Annotated in this window: 18 protein-coding genes and 2 tRNA genes; 7 read left to right on the top strand and 13 right to left on the bottom strand. The window is 70.6% G+C overall.

The window, feature by feature from the left end; translation table 11 throughout:
- Positions 1–24: 24 nt before the first annotated feature.
- Entirely contained in the window at positions 25–912 is an 888-nt protein-coding gene (locus tag A4W93_RS06940; RefSeq protein ID WP_157131609.1) for a GIY-YIG nuclease family protein, read from the top strand.
- A gap of 1 nt (position 913) precedes the next feature.
- Here the strand turns inward: A4W93_RS06940 and A4W93_RS06935 are convergent, their stop codons facing one another.
- Positions 914–1,318, bottom strand: a complete 405-nt coding sequence (locus tag A4W93_RS06935; RefSeq protein WP_085749920.1) for a winged helix-turn-helix domain-containing protein — start codon at positions 1,316–1,318, stop codon at positions 914–916.
- Between the two features lie 88 nt (positions 1,319–1,406).
- Between A4W93_RS06935 and A4W93_RS06930 the strand changes: the two genes are divergently transcribed.
- The gene (locus A4W93_RS06930) at positions 1,407–2,405 is read left to right on the top strand and encodes a molybdopterin-dependent oxidoreductase (protein WP_157131608.1); all 999 of its coding nucleotides are present in this window, start codon (positions 1,407–1,409) and stop codon (positions 2,403–2,405) included.
- 124 nt (positions 2,406–2,529) lie between these two features.
- Here the strand turns inward: A4W93_RS06930 and A4W93_RS06925 are convergent, their stop codons facing one another.
- The 3 genes from A4W93_RS06925 to A4W93_RS06915 all read right to left on the bottom strand — a co-directional run bounded on the left by A4W93_RS06925 (position 2,530) and on the right by A4W93_RS06915 (position 4,830).
- Positions 2,530–3,393 (bottom strand): molybdopterin-binding protein, encoded by an 864-nt coding sequence (locus tag A4W93_RS06925; RefSeq protein ID WP_085749919.1) that lies wholly within the window; start codon positions 3,391–3,393, stop codon positions 2,530–2,532.
- Between the two features lie 103 nt (positions 3,394–3,496).
- Positions 3,497–3,958, bottom strand: coding sequence for a GNAT family N-acetyltransferase (locus tag A4W93_RS06920; protein ID WP_085749918.1), 462 nt, complete (start codon positions 3,956–3,958; stop codon positions 3,497–3,499).
- Positions 3,955–4,830, bottom strand: a complete 876-nt coding sequence (locus tag A4W93_RS06915; RefSeq protein WP_237357717.1) for a DMT family transporter — start codon at positions 4,828–4,830, stop codon at positions 3,955–3,957. The genes A4W93_RS06920 and A4W93_RS06915 overlap by 4 nt, the downstream gene beginning before the upstream one ends.
- A 155-nt stretch (positions 4,831–4,985) precedes the next feature.
- Between A4W93_RS06915 and A4W93_RS06910 the strand changes: the two genes are divergently transcribed.
- Positions 4,986–5,390: a hypothetical protein gene (locus tag A4W93_RS06910; protein WP_099959868.1), complete on the top strand. Its 405-nt coding sequence runs from the start codon at positions 4,986–4,988 to the stop codon at positions 5,388–5,390.
- 4 nt (positions 5,391–5,394) lie between these two features.
- Here A4W93_RS06910 and A4W93_RS06905 read toward each other — a convergent pair whose 3' ends face one another.
- The 5 genes from A4W93_RS06905 to A4W93_RS06885 are packed head-to-tail and all read right to left on the bottom strand — an operon-like array spanning position 5,395 to position 11,106.
- Positions 5,395–6,567 (bottom strand): Gfo/Idh/MocA family protein, encoded by a 1,173-nt coding sequence (locus A4W93_RS06905; protein WP_237357716.1) that lies wholly within the window; start codon positions 6,565–6,567, stop codon positions 5,395–5,397.
- Positions 6,564–7,622, bottom strand: coding sequence for a sugar phosphate isomerase/epimerase family protein (locus tag A4W93_RS06900; RefSeq protein WP_085754062.1), 1,059 nt, complete (start codon positions 7,620–7,622; stop codon positions 6,564–6,566). The genes A4W93_RS06905 and A4W93_RS06900 overlap by 4 nt, the downstream gene beginning before the upstream one ends.
- Before the next feature lie 10 nt (positions 7,623–7,632).
- Complete coding sequence (locus A4W93_RS06895; RefSeq protein ID WP_085749914.1) at positions 7,633–8,604, bottom strand: ABC transporter permease; 972 nt, start codon at positions 8,602–8,604, stop codon at positions 7,633–7,635.
- Positions 8,601–10,130, bottom strand: a complete 1,530-nt coding sequence (locus A4W93_RS06890) for a sugar ABC transporter ATP-binding protein (protein ID WP_085749913.1) — start codon at positions 10,128–10,130, stop codon at positions 8,601–8,603. The genes A4W93_RS06895 and A4W93_RS06890 overlap by 4 nt, the downstream gene beginning before the upstream one ends.
- A gap of 34 nt (positions 10,131–10,164) precedes the next feature.
- Complete coding sequence (locus A4W93_RS06885; protein WP_085749912.1) at positions 10,165–11,106, bottom strand: substrate-binding domain-containing protein; 942 nt, start codon at positions 11,104–11,106, stop codon at positions 10,165–10,167.
- A 210-nt stretch (positions 11,107–11,316) separates the two neighbouring features.
- Between A4W93_RS06885 and A4W93_RS06880 the strand changes: the two genes are divergently transcribed.
- On the top strand, positions 11,317–12,315 hold the full coding sequence (locus A4W93_RS06880) for a LacI family DNA-binding transcriptional regulator (protein ID WP_237357715.1): 999 nt from the start codon (positions 11,317–11,319) through the stop codon (positions 12,313–12,315).
- A 12-nt stretch (positions 12,316–12,327) separates the two neighbouring features.
- On the opposite strand, the gene A4W93_RS06875 is transcribed toward A4W93_RS06880, so the two are convergent.
- The 4 genes from A4W93_RS06875 to A4W93_RS06860 form a co-directional block, all read right to left on the bottom strand.
- On the bottom strand, positions 12,328–13,599 hold the full coding sequence (locus tag A4W93_RS06875) for an acyl-CoA dehydrogenase family protein (RefSeq protein WP_085749911.1): 1,272 nt from the start codon (positions 13,597–13,599) through the stop codon (positions 12,328–12,330).
- Positions 13,600–13,713: 114 nt separating this feature from the next.
- The gene (locus A4W93_RS06870; RefSeq protein WP_085749910.1) at positions 13,714–14,277 is read right to left on the bottom strand and encodes an HNH endonuclease; all 564 of its coding nucleotides are present in this window, start codon (positions 14,275–14,277) and stop codon (positions 13,714–13,716) included.
- A 66-nt stretch (positions 14,278–14,343) separates the two neighbouring features.
- A tRNA-Glu gene (locus A4W93_RS06865) sits at positions 14,344–14,419 on the bottom strand.
- A gap of 10 nt (positions 14,420–14,429) precedes the next feature.
- Positions 14,430–14,505 (bottom strand) — tRNA-Arg (locus A4W93_RS06860).
- Between the two features lie 502 nt (positions 14,506–15,007).
- Between A4W93_RS06860 and A4W93_RS06855 the strand changes: the two genes are divergently transcribed.
- The 3 genes from A4W93_RS06855 to lnt are packed head-to-tail and all read left to right on the top strand — an operon-like array spanning position 15,008 to position 19,223.
- Entirely contained in the window at positions 15,008–16,099 is a 1,092-nt protein-coding gene (locus tag A4W93_RS06855) for a hypothetical protein (RefSeq protein ID WP_085749909.1), read from the top strand.
- Positions 16,100–16,116: 17 nt separating this feature from the next.
- The gene (locus tag A4W93_RS06850; protein WP_085749908.1) at positions 16,117–16,776 is read left to right on the top strand and encodes a hypothetical protein; all 660 of its coding nucleotides are present in this window, start codon (positions 16,117–16,119) and stop codon (positions 16,774–16,776) included.
- Positions 16,773–19,223, top strand: a complete 2,451-nt coding sequence (gene lnt / locus A4W93_RS06845) for an apolipoprotein N-acyltransferase (protein WP_237357714.1) — start codon at positions 16,773–16,775, stop codon at positions 19,221–19,223. Before A4W93_RS06850 ends, lnt begins: the two co-directional genes overlap by 4 nt.
- Positions 19,224–19,353: the final 130 nt, after the last annotated feature.

The following is a 19,353-nucleotide window of genomic DNA, read 5'->3' as shown; positions in this document are numbered from 1 at the left end:
GCCCGCGCGCGCGATAATCCACCGATGACAAGATTCATCCGCATCGAGGCGAGTGGCCTCGACGGCATCAGAGAGATATCTGCGGCAGGGTGGGACGGACAGATCCTCCGCATGAGCCGCGAGAGTTACCTGAAGTGGCGCAAGGCCGGCGTGGAGAAGTTGGGCAAGGCCTGCGTGTGTGTCCTGTTCGCCGACGACTATGCGAGAACCACGGCTGCGCAGCGGTACTTGAGCGTCGGACACGTGGGCGTGCCCGCGCGGGTCGGCGACCTCCAGGACAAGGACAAGCCCTTCTGGTCCGTCGCGCTGGTCTTCACGTCGGCGGGCCCGTGGATGACCACGGCGCGCGCCCGGGCCGTCGAGTCGGCCTTCATCGAGTGGGCGCGCGAAGCGTGTCGCTACGAGGTGGCGAACCGCACGATGGCCGACGTGTCCGAACCGGACGAGCTGGTGGAGGCGTACCTCGCCCCGATCCGCACCCTCCTCGAGTTCGCCGGCATCGACGTGTTCCAGTTCAACCGCGAGGCGCTCTTCACGCTCTCGCGCGGGGCCCGCTTCGGCAAGCTCGACAAGGCCGGCGCGCGCGTGCTGTCCGCGGTGTCGAAAACGATCGAGGTCTACGCCGACAGCCGGCTCGGCGTGAACAAGTTCCCCGAGACGCTCGAGAAGGTGCAGGCCCTGGTGGACGCCGGCGACGCGACCTTCGACGACGAGGCCGGCGTGGTCACCTTCACGCGGCCCACCCGCATCACGGCCAGCGGTGCGTTCGACACGCTGTTCGGCACGTTCCCGAAGGACTGGAGCAATTGCTCGCGCAGGTCGCTGCAGGACGTGTTCGACGAACACAGGCCGGCGCGGCCGGTGACCGAGGCGCCCGTGGAAACCAGCGAGGCGACGCCGGAGCCGGCGTAGGTCAGGCGTCCCCGGACGGCGGCGGGGCGAGCAGGCGCGTGAGCGCCTTGAGTTCGGTGGCGCAGGCCGCCGCGGCCTTCTCCTCGATGGTCCGGTAGAGCGCGATCACCTGCTCACCCACGGGCGTCAGCGCGGTGCCGCCGCCGTTCTGCCCACCGTGACCGGACTCGACCGCCGGCTTCTTCAGGCTCCGGTTGGTTTCGTCCACCAGCACCCAGGCGCGCCGGTACGACATGTCGAGCTGCTTGGCCGCGGCCGAGATCGAGCCGTGGTCGCGCACGGCCTCCAGCAGCGCGACCTTGCCCGGACCGATGGCGATGACCTCCGCGACGGTGACGCGCATGCGGAAGCGCACCTGCGGCTTGTCGGAGGTGGGGGCGGCGCGGCTGCGAAGGAGTTTGACCATGGCCCCAAGCGTAGCCGATGCGCCTCGGCGGGCCGGAAGCCGGACATCGATATGTCAGAATGAATACATCGAACTTCCAGGACCCCGCATGCGCCCGTTCCGAACCCGATGGCCCGCCGCCCTCGCCGTGATGCTCACGGCCGCCTCGTTCGCGGCGTGTGGCGGCGACTCCGACGACGTCGTGCCGACGTCGGCGGCCTCGCCGAAGGTGCTGTCGGTCCAGGGCGGACTGGACCGGCCGGTGTCGCTGTCGGTGGCCGACCTGAAGGCCCTGCCGCCCACGACGCAGACGGTCAGCTACGGCAGCGGTGCGGGACCTCAGACCCACACCTACACCGGCACGAACCTCTGGAACCTGCTGGACCAGGCCGGCATCCAGGTCGATGCGGCCCGCAAGAACGACGTGCTGGGCAAGTACGTCCTCGCGACCGGCGCCGACGGCTACCAGGCCGTCTTCTCGCTCGCCGAACTCAAGCCCGACTTCGGGAACCGCCCGTCCCTCGTGGTCTACGAGGAGGCCGCGAGCGGCGTGTCGTCCGCCCTCGGCACCGACGGCCCCGTCCGCGTGACGGCGCCCGGTGACGTCAAGGGCGGGCGCTACGTCTCCGCGCTGACCCGTCTGGACGTGCGCGACGCCGGCTCGACCGCCACGGGCACCGGAGGTGGCGTGACCACTTCGTTCACGGTCTCCGGTGCCGTGAAGTCACCAGGAACGTACGACCTCGCTGCGCTGCAGGCCCTGCCCGCCGTGACCCGCACGGTGGGTGCGAACGTCTACCGCGGCGTGAGCCTGTGGGACTTTCTCAACACCACGACGGGCCTCGTGCTGGATCCCGCGGTCAAGAACGACGTGCTCGGCAAGTACGTGGTGGCCACCGGCAGCGACGGCTACCGGGCACTCATCGCGCTGGGCGAGATCGAGCCCGGCTTCGGCAACGCGCCGAACCTCATCGCGTACGAGGTCGACGGTGCGCCCCTGACCACCAGCGGCTTCGCCCGGCTGGTGGTCCCCGGCGACACGAAGGCCGGGCGATTCGTGTCGAACCTCGTTGGCATCGAGGTGCTCGCCGCGCGGCCCGCGCCCTGAGTTCCGCGGTTCCCGGCTGACGCACCGCCGCTGTGCGGCGCCCCCTCCTCGCGCCGTCGCGTGCTGGCGCACTACGCCAGCGGTGTGTTCCAGCGGCTCTTCCGGGACGTCTGCGGACGAACCACTACGGCCGGGCCACGAACATCTCGAGCGCCATCAGGCTCGACACGTGCCGGCTCTTGCGCGCGTCGTTCGGCACCACGAGCCGTGCGAAGCCGTCGACGTCGATCGGCACGCCGTTGACCTGGTACGCGACCAGCACGGACTGGTTGCCCGCAGCCGGGTCGATCTCGCCGATCGACACCACCGCCTTCTGGCCGTCGCTGCCGCTGGCCACGACGTACATGCCGAGCGGCTGCCCGGCGGCGAGGCCCAGCGTGGTATTCAGCAGGTGCCACAGGCTGACGCCCACGTAGGTGTCCGCGCCCACCGTGCGCGTGACGGCGGGCAGCGCCTTCAGTGCGGCCAGGTCGAAGGTGCCGGGCCGGCGCACCGCGCCGCTCACGCGCACGGCGTTCGAGACGACGTCGCCCTGCTCCGGCACGGTCGACGCCGAGCTGCGCACGTCGACCCGCGCCGGCCACGCGACGAGCCGGCCGTCCTGGAGGTCGCCGGTCGCACGGATCTGCAGCAGGCCCTTGTCGGGCAGCGGCGAAAGCACGCCGTCGACCGCGTCGGCATAGGCCACGAGCCCTTGCCGGTTGCCGAAGTGGGGGCTGAGTTCACCGAGCGAGAACACCACCTTGCGGCCGTCCGAGCCGGTGACCAGCACGTAGCGGTTGAGCAGGTCGTTGCGGCGGCTGGCGTCGATCTGGAGGCCCGCGCGGTCCAGCACGGACCAGAGGCTCGCGCCGACCTGGGCGTGTGCACCGGACGCGGCCTGCCGTGACGCGGGCAACGCCCTCAGCTGGGACAACGTGACGGGACCCGAGCGGTCGACATCACCGCCCAGGATGAACTGCTCGGAACGCTGGAGTGCAGGCTGCATGAGAGGCGCTGAGGCATGAACGGTCCGTTGTATTTGAGCATGCCTATCGCACCGTTCCGGCCACCCGCACCGCCGCATCCTCGCCTCGGCCGGTACAAATCGATCAAATGGCGGGCCTCAGCATGTCGATGTGCGGAATGCCGTCCTCGACGTATTCGTCCGAACACGGCACGAAGCCGAAACTGCCGTAGAAGCGCTGCAGGTGGCTCTGCGCCCCGATGCGGATCGGCTGGGCGCCGAACACCTGCTCGCAGGCCTCGATGCTGCGGGCCACCAGCTCGCGCCCGGCGCCGATCGTGCGGTACCGCGGCGAGGTCACCACGCGGCCGATGCTCGCCTCGTCGAACGACACGCCGGGCGGCAGCGCGCGGGCATACGCCACGAGGTGCTCGCCGTCCCATGCCGAGACATGGTGGGCCCGCGGGTCCTTGCCGTCGACGTCCTGGTAGATGCACTGCTGCTCGATCACGAAGACCTCCGAGCGGAGCTGCAGGATCGCATGGAGCGTGGCGGCGTCGAGTTCGCCGAACGACTGGCAGCGCCAGGTGAGGGAAGGTGCGGTCATGGCGAGGTCCGTGCGGCGCGCTGGCGCATCAGGTTGACGAGGTTGCCCGCGAGGATCAGGCCGGCGCCGAGCGCGGTCAGCAGGTCGAACCGTTCGCTGTAGAACCACCAGCCCGCGGCCGCGGTCAGCGGCACGCGCAGGAAGTCCAGGGGCACCACCACGGTGGCGTCGGCGTGGCGCAGCGCGCGGGCCATGCAGTAGTGCGAGAACGTGCCGCCGAACGCGACGAGCAGCACCCATGGCCACACCGCGGCCGAAGGCCACTGCCACACCGACAGCGCCGGGACGAGGCCGAGCACCGACTGCAGCACCAGCATCCAGAAGATGATGGTCACGGGCGACTCGGTGCGGGTCAGCGACTTGGTCATGGTCACCGACACCGCGAAGCCGATGGCCGCGGCGAACGCGATGGCCTCGCCGGTGCTGATGCCGCCGGCGTTGGGCCGCACGATCATCAACACACCGACCAGCCCCAGCGCGACCGCGAGGCCCTTCCAGGCCGTGAACCGTTCGCCGAGGAAGGCCGCGGCGAGCAGCGCCGTCCAGAGGGGCATCGTGAACTCGATGGCCACGACGTGGGCCATGGGGATGAGCGTGAGCGCGAAGAACCAGCCGAACTGCGCGCTGTAGTGCACGGCGTTGCGGAGCCCGTGCTCCCGAAGCCGCGTGGTGCGGATCGACGCGAAGCCGCCGTTCGCATGCACGAGCGGGTAGAGCAGGAACAGCCCGATCACGGACCGCAGCAGCATCAGCTCGAACACCTGCAACTCGCGCGTGGCCTCGCGGCCCGCAACGGCCACCACCAGCATCAGCGACAGCCAGCCGGCCATCCAGGCGGTGGCTTTGGGCAGCGAGGACGTCGGCGAGGTCACGGTTCGGCGGGGCGGACTGCAGGGAAGGCGGCACTCTAGCACCCGAAGCCGCCCGGGTGATGTCCTACGCGGTGTCGCGGGCGGCTCCGATGGGGATCGGGCGGGTGCGGGGCTAGTGTTGTGCCATGTCCGATCGAATGACAGGAGACTTCACCATGTCCGCTCGCTCCCCCCTCCTCGCCCTCGCCGCCGCCGCGATGTGTTTCGGCGCCGTCGCCGCGTCCCCCACCCCGCCCGCCGATGCGAAGGCCCGCTACCAGCAGGAGCGCGCCAACTGCGAAAGCGGGAACACGAACCAGGACAAGGCCACCTGCCTGCGCGAAGCCGGCGCCGCGCTGAACGAGTCGCGCCGGGGCGGCCTGACCAGCAGTTCGCAGCTCGAGGCGAATGCGCTGGCCCGCTGCAAGGCACTGCCGGAGGCCGATCGCGCGGACTGCCAGTCCCGCGTGAACAACGACAGCAACACCACGGTCAAGGGCTCCGTCCAGGGCGGCGGGGTCATCAAGGAGACCACCACACGGTGGGTGATGACGCCCGAGGGCGAGAAGCGCCTGCCCTGACGCGTCAGCGGTCCGCCTCGATCGGGGTCCACTGCCCCGACGCGGCGGAACTGCGCAGCGTCGCGGCGACGAATGCCAGCCCGCGAACACCGTCGTCCACCGTGCTGAGGTCGGCGGCGGCCGCGGGCGCTGCGTCGCCGGACCGGCGCGCGCGAATCACCTGCGCCGCATCGCGGTACAGCTGCGCGAAGGCCTCGATGAACCCCTCCGGATGGCCGCCCGGCAGCCGCAGGTGTTCGGTGGGACCGGCCGGCGTGCGACCGCGCCGAAGGCGCGTCTCGTCGCCGCCCTGGTCGCGCAACAGCAGTTCGTCGGGCCGCTGCTGGTCGAACTCGAGGCTGGCGCGGTCGCCATGGACCCGCAGGCGCAGGCCGTTGGCCGCGCCGCTGGCCACCTGGCTCGCCCACAGCGTGCCGCGCACGCCGTGATCGAAGCGCAGCATCGCCTGGACGTGGTCGTCGACCTGGCGCCCTGCGACGAAGGTGCTCAGTTCCGCGCTGACCGACCGCGCGGTGAGCCCGGTCACGAAACACGCGAGGTGGTACGCATGCGTGCCGATGTCGCCCAGGCAGCCGGCGTGGCCCGACAGGGCCGGGTCGGTGCGCCATGCGGCCTGCTTGTGGCCCGCCGCCTCGATGGCCTCGCCCAGCCAGTCCTGCGCGTACTCGACCTGGATCGCGCGCAGCGCCCCCAGCCGACCGTCGCGCACCAGGGCCCGCGCGCGCCGCACCATCGGGTAGCCGCTGTAGTTGTAGGTGACGCCGAAGAAGCGGCCGGTGTCGCGCGCCTTGGTCGCCAGCAAACGGCCTTCGTCCAGGGTCAGCGCCAGGGGCTTGTCGCAGATGACGTCGATGCCGGCGTCGAGGAACGCGTGGGCCACCGGGGCGTGCAGGTGGTTCGGGGTCACGATCGCGACCGCATCGATGCCGTCGCCGGACACGCGGTGGCGCTCGGCCTCGCGCCGGGCCATCTCGGTGAAATCGGTGTAGCTGCGTTCGGGGTCGAGGCGCAGGGCCGCCGCGCTGCTGCGCGCCCGCGCCGCGTCGGACGACAGGGCGCCCGCCACCAGCGACCATTCGTCGTCGAGCCGCGCGGCGATGCGGTGCACGTTGCCGATGAAGGCGCCCTCCCCGCCGCCGACCATGCCGAGGCGCAACCGGCGTGGTGCCGCGCTCATGCGGACAACCCCATCAGCCGGCGCAGCTGCGCGGTGTCGGTGCCGGCCTCGGCGAAGTCGTCGAAGGCACGTTCGGTGCGCCGGATCAGGTGGTCGCGGATGAAGGCCGCGCCCTCGCGTGCACCGTCCTCCGGGTGCTTGAGGCAGCACTCCCACTCGAGCACGGCCCAGCAGTCGATGCCGTGCTGCGTGAACTTGCTGAAGATGGACGTGAAGTCGATCTGCCCGTCGCCGAGCGAGCGGAAGCGGCCGGCCCGGTCGATCCAGGGCGCGTAGCCGCCGTACACGCCTTGCCGCGCACTCGGGCGGAACTCGGCGTCCTTCACGTGGAAGGCGCCGATGCGCGCGTGGTACACGTCGATGAAGCCGAGGTAGTCCATCTGCTGCAGCAGCATGTGGCTCGGGTCGTAGAGGATGCGGGCGCGTGGGTGCTGCTCCACCGCGTCGAGGAACCGCTCGAACGTGGTGCCGTCGAAGAGGTCCTCGCCCGGGTGCAGTTCATAGCAGACGTCCGTGCCCGCGTCGTCGAACGCGTCCAGCACCGGGCGCCATCGGCGCGCGAGTTCGGTGAACGCCGTCTCGACGAGCCCCGCGGGCCGCGCGGGCCACGGGTACAGGTACGGCCAAGCGAGTGCGCCGGAGAAGGTGACGTGCGACGTGAGCCCGAGCCGGCGCGAGGCCTGGGCCGCGAACTTCAGCTGCTCCTCGGCCCACACGGTGCGGTCGGCCGGGCGGCCGCGCACGGCCGCGTCGGCGAAGCCGTCGAACAGCGAGTCGTAGGCCGGGTGCACCGCGAGCAGCTGGCCCTGCAGATGGGTGGACAGTTCGCTGATGACGAGGCCATGGGCCGCGAGGCGCCCCTGGACGTCGTCGCAGTACGCCTGGCTGCGGGCCGCGAGCGGCAGGTCGAAGATGTGCGGCGCGCTGGTGGGGATCTGCACGGCACGGAAACCGAGCCCGGCCGCCCAGCCGGCGAGGCCGTCGAGCGTGTCGAACGGCGGCGTCGTGTCGATGAACTGCGCCAGGAAGAGGCCGGGGCCCCGGAGTTTGTCGATGCTCAAGGGATCAGTCCTTCTTCTGTACCAGCACCGCGAGCACGATGATCAGGCCCTTGACCATGCCCTGCAGGTACGGCGAGACGTTCATCAGGTTCAGTGCGTTGTTGAGGATGCCGAGGATCAGCACGCCGATGACGGTGCCGAGGATCTTGCCGCGCCCGCCCGACATGCGTGTGCCGCCGATGATCACGGCCGCGATGGCGTCGAGTTCGTAGGCGAGGCCCGAGTTGGCCGACGAGACGGAGTTGAGCCGCGACGACTCGAGCACCGCGCCCAGTGCGGCCAGCCCGCCGCACAGCGTGTAGACGGCGAACTTCACGCCCGCCACCGGCAGCGCCGACAGCCGCGAGGCGCGTTCGTTGCTGCCCACCGCGTAGACGTAGCGGCCGAACACCGAGTGTTTCATCACGGCGTGCAGCACCAGCGCCGTGAGGCCGAAGAACCAGATGGGGGTCGCGAGGCCGAGCCACTGCGAGTTCGCGATGTCGCCGTAGCCGGCGTTGTCGTTCGAGACGCTGCCGCCGTCGGCGATGTAGAGGATCAGCGAGCGGGCGGCCGCCAGCATGCCGAGCGTGGCGATGAACGAGGGCAGCCGGCCCCACGTGACGAGCAGCCCGTTGACGGCCCCGGCCAGCAGGCCGGTGGCGAGGCCCGCGGCGACACCGAGCCACGGCTGGTCCGTCAGGCCGAGGGTCCACAGCGCGGCGCCGCCGGACAGCGCGAGCACCGCCCCCACCGACAGGTCGATGCCGCCCACGATGATGACGAGCGTCATGCCGAGCGCCACGATGCCGACCACGCTGACCTGGCGGACGATGTTGAGCAGGTTCTGCGGCGTGGCGAACTGCGGGCTCATCACGGCGGCGAACACCACCACCGCCACGAGGGCGAACACGGCGCTGTAGTCGGTCCAGAGGCGGGCGCCGAAGTCCCGCCAGGGGGCGGTCGCGGGCCGAGGGAGCGTGGCGGGTGCGGTCATGGGGATTCGGTGGAATGGACAGGACTCGGGGCGTGCCCGACGCCGGTGGCGCAGCGGATCACGGCGTCTTCCTCGACCTGGGCGTTGGTGAGCTCGGCGACGATGCGCCCGCGGTAGAACACGAGCACGCGGTCGCACACCTGCTGCAGTTCCGGGATCTCGGCGCTCGACACGACCACCGCCTTCCCCTGCGCGGCGAGGCCGCGGATCAGCGGGTAGATCTCGGCCTTCGCGCCCACGTCGACGCCCTGCGTCGGGTTGTCGAGCACGAGCACCGGGGCGCCGGTCGCGAGCCACTTGGCGAGGATCACCTTCTGCTGGTTGCCGCCCGACAGGCTCGTGATGGGATCGTCGAGGTGATGGAGCTTGATGCGCAGTTGCTCGCGCGCGGCCTGCGCGCGGGCGCGTTCGGCACGCCCGTCGACCGCGCCCCAGCGCGACACCGCGGACATCGCGCTGATCGACTGGTTCTGCTGGATCGTGAGGTCCTTGAGGATGCTGCTTTCCTTGCGGTTGCGCGGCACGAGGCCGAGGCCCTGGCGCAGCGCGGCCCGCGGGGAGCGCGGCGCCCGGGTGTGGCCGGCGATGCCGATGCGGCCCGCGTGCGGCGGCACGTTGCCGCACAGCGTGTCGATCAGTTCGGCGCGGCCGTCGCCGGCCAGCCCCGTCAGGCCGACCACCTCCCCCGCGCGGACGCGGAAGTCGATGCCGTGCACGCCGGGCGCGTGCAGGCCCTCGACCGACAGCAGCGGCTCGCCGACCGCGTGGGGCACGGGCGTGCTGCGCGCCGCGAGGGTGGCGCCGACCATCGCGTCGGCGAGGCGGTGTTCGTCGGTGTCCGCAACGGCGCCGTTCGCCACGACACGGCCGTCGCGCAGCACCGTGTAGCGGTCGCACACCTGGGTCACCTCGCGCAGCTTGTGCGAGATGTAGACCATCGCGACCCCCTGGTCCCTCAGCTGCCGCATGCACGCGAACAGCTGGGCCACCTCGTGTTCCGCGAGCGCCGTGGTGGGTTCGTCGAGGATGACGACGCGGGCGTCGAACAGCAGCGCACGGGCGATCTCGACGAACTGCTTGTGCGCGGCGTCGAGGGTGCCCACGAGCGTGTCGGGCCGCAGTCGCACGCCGAGGCGGTCCAGCACGTCGGCGGCGCGCTGCCGCATCCGCCCGGCCTGCCGGAAGCCGGCGGTGCGCAGTTCGCGGCCGAGGAACAGGTTCTCCGCGACGTCGAGGTCGTTGATCAGGTTCAGTTCCTGGTGGATGAACGCCACCCCGGCGCGCTGCGCCTCGCGGGGCGTGCGGAGCGGGTGCACCGTGCCGTCGATCGCCACGGTGCCCCGCACCGGCGCCACCACGCCGCCCAGCACGTTCATCAGCGACGACTTGCCGGCGCCGTTCTCGCCCAGCAGGGCGTGGATTTCGGCCGGCGCGAGCCGCAGGTCCACGCCGTGCAGGACCTGCACGGGGCCGTACGAGACGGCGATGTCCCGCATGTCGAGGCGCGGCTTGGGGGTGGTGTCCATCGAGTCAACCAGGAAAGCGCTTGCCGGTGACCGCTCAGTAGTTCGCCTTGGCGTCGTACAGCGAGGCCACGTTCGTCGCGGTCACCGCCGTGGCGGGGATCGTGATGACCTTGTTCGCGGGCTTGCTGCCGCGGGCGACGTCCACCGCCACCTTGACGGCGTCCTTGACCATCAGCGGCGAGTACACGAACGTCGCCTTCATCACCGGGTCCTTGTCGGCGATGAGCTTGTAGACCGCCTTGCTGCCGCCGGCGCCGGTCACCACCTTGATGTCGGTGCGCTTCGCCTCGCGGATGGCCTGCAGCACGCCGAGGGCCATCTCGTCGTCGTGGGTGTAGACGGCATCGATCTTCGGGTGCTGCTGCAGCACGTTCTGCATCACGTTGAGCGACTTCTCGCGCTGGAAGTCACCGGCCTGGCTCGCGATGACCTTCAGGCCGGGGTAGGACTTGGCCACGGCGTCGCGGAAGCCCTGCGAGCGCTGCACGGTCACGCTGGCCGGCACGCCGATGATCTCGACCACGCTGCCGCTGCCGCCCAGCGCCTGGCCGATGTAGGCCGCGGCGTTGGCGCCGATGCCCACGTTGTCGCCCTTGATCAGCGCGGCGTAGTCGTCCGTCTTCACCTCGCGGTCCACGATGATCAGCGGGATGTTCGCGGCCTTCAGCTTCGCGGCCGCGCGGGTCATCGCGTCGGTCTCGATCGGCAGCATCACCACGGCGCCCACCTTCTTGGCGATCAGGTCCTCGACGTCGTTGGTCTGCTTGTTCGGGTCCGCCGCGGTGGTCATCACGTGGCGCACGCCGCTGGCCTTCGCCTGGTCCTGGGCGTTCTTGATGATCGCGCCCATCCAGCCGTGCGTGGCGGACGGGAACGACATGCCGATGGTCACGTCCTGCGCGCTGGCCAGCTGCGGGGCGTGCAGACCGGCGACGAGGGCGAGCACGGGGACAAGGGAGAAAAGGCGGCGCTGCATGGTCTTCGTTCCTCGGTTCTGGGAGGGGTCGGGGGCGCGCCGTGAACCGGCCGGCGGCACCCCTCGGGATCGGACGGAGCGAAGGGTAAGCGTTTTCCCAATTTGCCCGAATCCGGGTAAACACCACGGGAAATCTCGACGGTAACGGCTGCTCCTACTGGTCCATCAGGGTGATAAGCTCGGGGAAAATATTTTCCCAACAACACGCCCGTGAGCATCAAGAAACTTCCGTCGATCAACGCCGTGGCCGAACACGCCGGTGTGTCGATCGCCACCGTGTCGCGGGTGCTGAACAACAGCAAGCCGGTGGGCGAAGAGACGCGCCAGCGGGTCGAGGCGGCCGTGCTGGCCCTCGGCTTCCGGGCCAACGCGTTCGGGCGCAACCTGGCGCGGGCCCGCAGCAACCTGCTGCTCGTGCTCGTGCCGGACGTGGCCAACCCGTTTTACGGCCAGATCGTGCAGGGGGTGGAAACGGTGGCCCGGCAGCGCGGCTACAAGATCGTGCTGGCCGACACCTCGGGCGACGACGAGCCGCACCGCACCGGCCTCGACGCGGTGTACGACCGCCTCGCCGACGGCGTGATCAGCCTCGCCCACCTCGATGAAAGCGAACCGGTGCTGGAAGAGCTGCGGCGCGTGCCCTGGGTCGCGTGTTCGGAGTTCGTGCCCGATGCCAGCATGCCGTACGTCAGCATCGACCACCGCCAGGCGGCCATCGACGCGGTGCAGTACCTGCTGAACCGCGGCCACCGGCGCATCGCGCTGATCGCCGCCGACGAACGGTTCCGCTGGGCGCGCCAGCGGCACGAGGGGTATGCACTCGCGCTCGAACGCGCCGGCATCGCCGTCGACCCGGCGCTGGTGCGCATCGCACCCGGCACCGACTTCGCGATGGGCGCCCAGGAGGCCGGGGCCCTGCTGTCGCTGCAGTCGCCCCCCACCGCGGTGTTCGCGGTGTCGGACACCCTCGCCATCGGGGCCATCAAGGCCTTCAGCCGCGCGGGCCGGCGCGTGCCGCACGACGTCGCGGTCATGGGCTTCGACAACATCCCGCTGTCCGAAGTGTTCGAGCCGGGGCTCACGACCATCGGCCAGCCGATGCGCGAACTGGGCGCCGCGGCCACCGAGATGCTGCTGCAGCGCCTGGCCGGCGAGGAGCCCGTGGCCCGCACGCTGCCGCACACGCTGCTGGTGCGCGAGTCGGCCTGACGCCTCTGCCCTTCAGAAGCGGGTGACCGGCATCGTGTCGCTGGCCGGCGCCGCCGCGTACCGGCCCAGCTCCCACTTCGCGATGGCGTTGCGATGCACTTCGTCCGGCCCGTCGGCGAACCGCAGCGTGCGCGCCTGCGCGTAGAAGAACGCGAGCGGGAAGTCGTCGCACATCCCACCCCCGCCGTGGGCCTGGATGGCCCAGTCGATGACCTGGCACGCCATGGTCGGCGCGACGACCTTGATCATCGCGATCTCGGACTTCGCCACCTTGTTGCCCGCCTTGTCCATCAGCCACGCCGCCTTCAGCGTCAGCAGGCGCGCCTGCTCGATGCGGCAGCGGGCTTCGGCGATGCGCTCCTGTGTCACGGTCTGTGCACCGACGGGTTTGCCGAAGGCGATGCGTGTCGACACGCGGCGGCACATCAGTTCGAGCGCCCGTTCGGCCAGGCCGATGAGGCGCATGCAGTGGTGGATGCGGCCAGGACCGAGGCGGCCCTGGGCGATCTCGAAGCCGCGGCCTTCGCCGAGCAGCACGCTGTCCACCGGCACCCGCACGTCCTCGAAGACGATCTCGGCGTGGCCATGCGGCGCGTCGTCGTAGCCCATCACGTTCAACGGGCGCACGACGCGCACGCCCGGCGTGTCCGCGGGCACGAGCACCATGCTCTGCTGCAGGTGCTTCGGCGCCTGCGCATCGGCCTTGCCCATCGTGACCAGCACGGCACACCGCGGGTCCGATGCCCCGGAGATCCACCACTTCCGCCCATTGATCACGTACTGCTCACCCACGCGATCGATGCGCGTGGCGATGTTGGTGGCATCGCTCGAGGCCACGTCCGGCTCGGTCATCGCGAACGCCGAGCGGATCTCGCCCGCGAGCAGCGGCACCAGCCAGCGTTCGCGGTGCGCGTCGGTGCCGTAGCGGGCGATCGTCTCCATGTTGCCGGTGTCCGGGGCCGAGCAGTTGAACACCTCGGAGGCCCACGGCACCCGGCCCATGATCTCGGCGAGCGGCGCGTACTCGAGGTTCGTCAATCCGCCGCCGGTCTTCTTCGCGAGGGCGGCCGTGTCGTTCGGCAGGAACAGGTTCCAGAGGCCCTCGGCCTTCGCCGCCTCCTTCAGCGCCTCGATCGTCTTCAGCGGCGTCCACCGCCGTCCGGCGAGCGTGTTGGCGGCCAGCTCCTGGTGGTACGTCGATTCGGCCGGGAAGATGTGCCGGTCCATGAAGGCCTGCAGGCGCTGCTGCAGGTCTCGGGTCCGGGGAGAGAGGTCGAAGTCCATGGGGTGCCTTGGGTGTCGAATGAAGACAGCGCCCACCGTACCAAGCCCCCCTCCGTCGCCGTGTCGTGTCCGTGACGTCTCGCCCGCCGCGTGTTGATCTGCATCAGACGATGTTCAGCTGAGCCGCGAGCCCTTGGGCAGGCGGCTGGCCAGCCATCCGTGCACGTCGGCACGGATGCGACGCCCGCCGAGCAGGAACGCTTCGAAACGCGACGGCACGTACGGCAGGTACAGCAGCGGCATCCCGGCCTCGTCCGGCGTGCGGTCGGCCTTGCGGAAGTTGCACGCCGCGCAGGCCGCGACACACGACATCCAGCCGTCCTTGCCACCACGGCTCTGCGGCAGGATGTGGTCCACCGTGAGCTCGCGATCGGGGAACGCGAGGCCGCAGTACGCGCAGCAGTGGCGGTCGCGGCGCATCAGCTTGTTGCGGCAGAACGCGGTCTCGATGTCGAACAGGTTGACCTTCGACATGCCGCGCAACGCGATGATCGGATGCACCTCGATCAGCGACTGCAGGCCGGTGGCCACGTTGATCCCGCCGCGCAGCGTCGTCAGCGGCCCGTCGCCGTCGAACCATGCCACCGCGTGGGTCGCGTAGTGCAGCGCGGCCTCCTGCGGCGAGATCCAGGCCTGGGGCGTTCCGTTGATGTCGAGCTGGAGCACGTCGTGGTGCATTCCGGGTTCCTCCTTTCCGAGGTGGGGCTGCGCGCCCCACCAGCTCGGAAGGGGTCGACGGATGGCTGGTGTCTCGCAGGGGAGTCGAACCCCTGTTTCCTGGATGAAAGCCAGGTGTCCTGGACCGCTGGACGAGCGAGACGCCGGTGACGTGGAGCCTCGTACACGATTCGAACGTGTGACCTTCTGGTTCGTAACCAGACGCTCTGTCCACTGAGCCAACGAGGCGTTGAAAAAACAAGGGCCCGGATCCTTTCGGAGTCCGGGCCTCTTGCGAGCGACGAGGTTGCGGCTAAGCCGCTCCCTCTCCCGGATGTTTCGGATCCTCATGGCTGCGAAGGTCGCTGCGGCGCTCCGCACCGACACGAACGAACGCGGCTGCGCCCGAGGGCAGCGGCTGGTTCGTGGTCAAGGGCCGAGGGCGGTTCACGGTGGTTCCTTCGATTCGTTCGGGTGTTCCTGCGGACCACGAGGCACCTGCCTCATGCGATCCGTGCCCGAGATTGTTAAGACTCTTTACGGAATCGTCAACCCCTTGCCGGAAGAATTCGTGAAGACTCTTTACAACATCGCACCCGGGTCACGGACCGCTTGACGGCTCCGGACTCGCGGGATTCTCCGGATGGCGGCAAAAACGCACGGTCGTCTACATTTCAGACGCCTGCACGCGGGAAGCCCATCGCCGGGTGTCCCGACGTCATGGCTCACTACAAAGACACAGGAGACTCCCATGACGACCTTCCGACGCCGCGCCGCGTTGCGCGCGCTGCTGCCCGCCCTGGCCTTGCTGGCCGTGGGTGCCGACGCCGCCGCCAGCACGATCACCCAGAACGCCTCCTGGACCGTCAACCGGTCCCTCACCACCACGAAGTACCGCGTCGTGGCCTACGGCGACTCGATCTTCGCCGGCTTCAACACCGGCGTCACCAGCGTGGCCAAGTACCCCGGCCCCACGGTTCAGGCCGAATACCTGTCCGCGCTGTGGAAGGCCGACATCGAGAGCATCCGCCGCACGAAGTCGGGCGCGCTCGCCAAGGACATCTACGAGAACAAGATCGTCGCCGAGCGCTCGTACATGCAGAACAGCTCGACCCGCGTGGTCGCGTTCGAGATGTGCGGCAACGACGGCCTGCAGAACCGCTCCGACTTCGACGGCCAGACGGGCACCTGCAGCTACGCCAAGCTGGAGTCCGGCACGGAAAGCTGCCGCACCCACGTGGCGAAGGCCATGGACTACATCAACGCCAACGCGTACTCCGGCGTGAAGGTGAAGATCATCTCGAACCTGCACTACCCCGGCCTCGACCGCTACAACAAGACCAGCAGCTGCAAGGACGCCAGCACCGGCAAGGGCGTGAACATCTCCGAGATGATGCTGGGCTACGCCGCCCGCGTGAACTGGCTGATGGGCGACTACGCCCGCCAGAAGGGTTTCGTGTACGTCGACAGCTTCGCGATGTACCACGCCGCCGACTACGACACCAACGGCGACGGCCTGGTCGACTCCGAGGCCATCAAGTACGTGCCGGGCGAGAGCGAAGCCTCCTACGTCACCCGCATCACGAAGACGCTGCGGTCGACGATCAAGGACGCCAACCTGAAGCAGATCACGGCCAGCACGACGTACGACTACATCCAGTCGGACGACACGCACCCGACCTTCACCGGCGGCAGCGTCTCCACGGGCCTGACCGGCACGGCCTCGGGCTCGGCTTCGCCGCGCTACACGTCGTTCACGAACGGCAAGAGCCCGATCTGGGACCGCTACGCCCACGAGCGCACCGGCTGGGCGATGTCCGTCGGCAACCCGACGGCGCCCTGAGCCGTCGCGGGGCGCCGATGAACGGAACGGGCGCGGCGCACGGACGAGGGACGTTCCGCCCCTCGTTCGGTCTCCTGCTGGTGGCGCTGTGCGTCGCCGGCGGGGGGTTGTACTGGCTGACGCTGCCGGCGGACCCGCCCACGGGCGCGGGTGTGCCCACGGCGCGGCCCCGTGCGCTGGTTCCGTTCGAAGCGGTGCCGCCGCCGGAGCGGGTCGCGACGGCGGCATCGGCAATCACTGCCGCCGCGGAGCCCTCCCGACCATCGCCCGCATCGCCCGTGCGCGAGGCCGACGGCGACCTCACCCCCGACCTGCGCAGCTACCTCAACCCCGGTGAACAGCCGACGATGAAGGACGTGCTCGACCGCCTGCATGCGGCCGGCGTGCACACCGGCATCGGCGCTTTCAGCCCGCCCGACACGCGGCCCAACCTCGTGGGGCTCGCCGTCCCCGCGGACTTCGTGCTGCCCGACGGCTACGTCCGCCACTTCCAGACCACCGACGACGGCCAGGACATCGAGCCCATCCTGATGTACGCGCAAGACCGCCAGGTCCTCGACGCCGCGGGCCGACCGATCGCGATCCCCGCGGACCGTGTCGTGCGGCCGGAACAGGCCCCGCCGGGCCTGCCGCTGCGCCGTGTCGTGATCCCCTCTGCCCTCGCGCCCGACAAGTGAATCCTCCGTCCCTGCTTTCCCGGCCCGGCGTCCACCTGGTGGCCGGTGTCCTCGCCAGCGCCGCGCTGGCCGGCCTCTTCGCGCGGGGCGCCTGGGCGCTCGGCTTCCTCGCCTTCGTGCCCTGGTTGCGATCGCTCGACACCACCCGTTCGTTCGCGGGTGCGCTGCTGAGCGGCTGGGGGATGTCGGTCGCCTTCACGGCCGCCGCGTTCGGCTGGTTCGGCACCGCGATCGGCAGCTACGCCCAGGTGGGCACGCCCGCGGGCATGGCGGTGCTGCTGCTCGCCGCGCCGCTGCTGCAGCCGCAGTTCATCGCCTTCGCGGTGGTGCGCCACGCCGCGGGCCGTCGTCACGGCCGGGCGCTGCGCGCGCCGGCCGGCGCGTCGGCCTGGGTGGCGGCGGAGTGGCTGCTCCCGAAGCTGCTGGGGGACACGCTCGGCTACGGGCTGTACCCGTCCGCACTGCTGCGGCAGGCCGCCGACGTGGGGGGCACAGCCGGGTTGACCGTGCTGCTGCTGCTCGCGAACGAAGGCCTCGCCTCGGCCTTCGCGCACCGGGCCGGCCGTGTCCGCGACGTCGCCTGGCCGCTCGGACTGGCCGCGCTGGTGCCGCTGCTGCTGGCCGGGTACGGACAGGCCGCGCTGTCGCGCCTGGCCGATCGGCCGGCGCCCGCGGAACGGCCGATGCGCGTGGGCCTCGTGCAGTCGAACATCACCGACTACGACCGCCTGCGCCGCGAGAAGGGCGCCGAGGCCGTGCTGCGCGAGGTGCTCGACACGCACTACGCGATGTCCTACGACGCGATCGAACGCCAGCACGCGGACGCGGTGCTGTGGACCGAGACCGTGTACCCGCTGACCTTCGGCCACCCGAAGACCGAGGCCGGCGCCGAGCTCGACCAGGAGATCGTCGGCATCGTGCGGGCCGCGGGCGTACCCTTCGTGTTCGGCACCTACGACACCGACGCGGAGGGCGAGTACAACGCCGCCGCATTCGTGGACCCAGGCGTGGGGCCGCTCGGCTTCTACCGCAAGACCCGTCTCTTCGCCTTCACCGAATACGTGCCGGCATGGCTCGATGGCGAGCTGCTGCGGGAGTGGCTGCCCTGGACCGGCACCTGGAGGCCCGGCACCGGCGCGCGCGTCTTCCCGCTGCGCCTGCGCGACGGGCGCGAGGTCCCGGTGCTGCCGATGATCTGCCTCGACGACGTCGACACCGGCCTCGCGATCGACGGCGCCCGGCTGGGCGCGCAGGCCATCGTGACGATGTCGAACGACGCCTGGTTCACCGCCGATCCGCTCGGCATGGCGATGCACCAGACCGCCGCGGCGTTCCGCAGCATCGAGACCCGCCTGCCGCAGTTCCGCGTCACGTCGAACGGCCACAGCGCTGCCATCGACCGCACGGGCACGGTGGTCGCCGGCACGAAGGTGGGCGAACGCACGCTGGTGATCGGCGATCTGCCGGTGGGCGAGCCGCCGGCCACGCTGATGGTGCGCTGGGGCGACTGGGTGGGACGCGTGGCCGCGGCCTTCCTGGTGCTGCTGGCCGCGGTGGCGGCCTTCCGCGCTTGGGGGCCTCGACTGGACGACGCCCCCGCCGACGCCCCGGCCCTGCCCGCCACCGTGGCCGTGTTGCCCCCACTCGCACGGGCCGTGGCCGGCCTGCTGCGCGCCTTCGCGCGCGGCAGCCTGCTGTGGATGGCCGCCGCGTTCCTCGTGGGCGACGGTTCGCTGCCGTCCAACACGCTCGCGCTGATCCGGCTGTTCACCACCCTGTGCCTCGTGCCGGAACTGGCCGCATGGCTGGTGCTGCGGGCGTTCGCGGCGCGCGCCACCCTCGAGTCGGAAATGCTCGTGCTGACGCAGGGCCGGCAGCGCCTGGCGTTCCCGGTCACGGAGATCGCGGAGGTCACCCCGTGGCGCGTCCCGGTCCCCGGCGCCGGGGCGTCGCTGCGGATGGCCTCGGGCGAGCGCCTTCACCTCGTCCATGCCCACCCCGCCGCACTGGCCCGCGTGCTGACGGACGCGCGCGGTGGTGCCTCGCCGACCGCCGCCCCGCTCACGTTCACCACCGTGCGCACCACCACCCGCCGAGGCTGGCTGGATCACCCGCTCGTGAAGTTCGCGGGCTTGTCGTTCCTGCTGGCCGTCCCGGCCTTCGTACTCCACCAGAACATCAACTTCGGCGACCCGCTCGGCGAGTACCACGCGTACGGCCCCGCGGCCTACCTCACCGGCTTCGCCCTCTGGTGGGCGTCCTGGGCCATCGGCGTCGTGGTGACGGCGGCGGCGCTGCGCGCGGTGACCGAGGCCGGCACGCTGCTGAGCGTGGCGGCGCGGCCCCGGATGGCCATCGCGGTCCGACGCGGCCTCGAACGCCTCGGCCTCGCCGTGCTGTACCTCGGCATGCCGGCGTGGCTGGCGTTCCGGATCTACGGCGGCTGACCTCGCGTCAGAACCGCTGGGTCCACGCCGGCGGCAACCCGTTCGCCGCCGGACGGCCTGACCGCCCCCCACTGCCACAAGGACATCCCATGCCCACACAAAGAACAACGGGCTAGCCCTGTGAGGAGCT

Origin of the sequence: Piscinibacter gummiphilus (assembly GCF_002116905.1) — a bacterium.
Classification (GTDB): domain Bacteria; phylum Pseudomonadota; class Gammaproteobacteria; order Burkholderiales; family Burkholderiaceae_C; genus Rhizobacter; species Rhizobacter gummiphilus.
The sequence above is the reverse complement of the archived record's forward strand: the minus strand, read 5'-3'. Positions and strand labels throughout refer to the sequence as shown.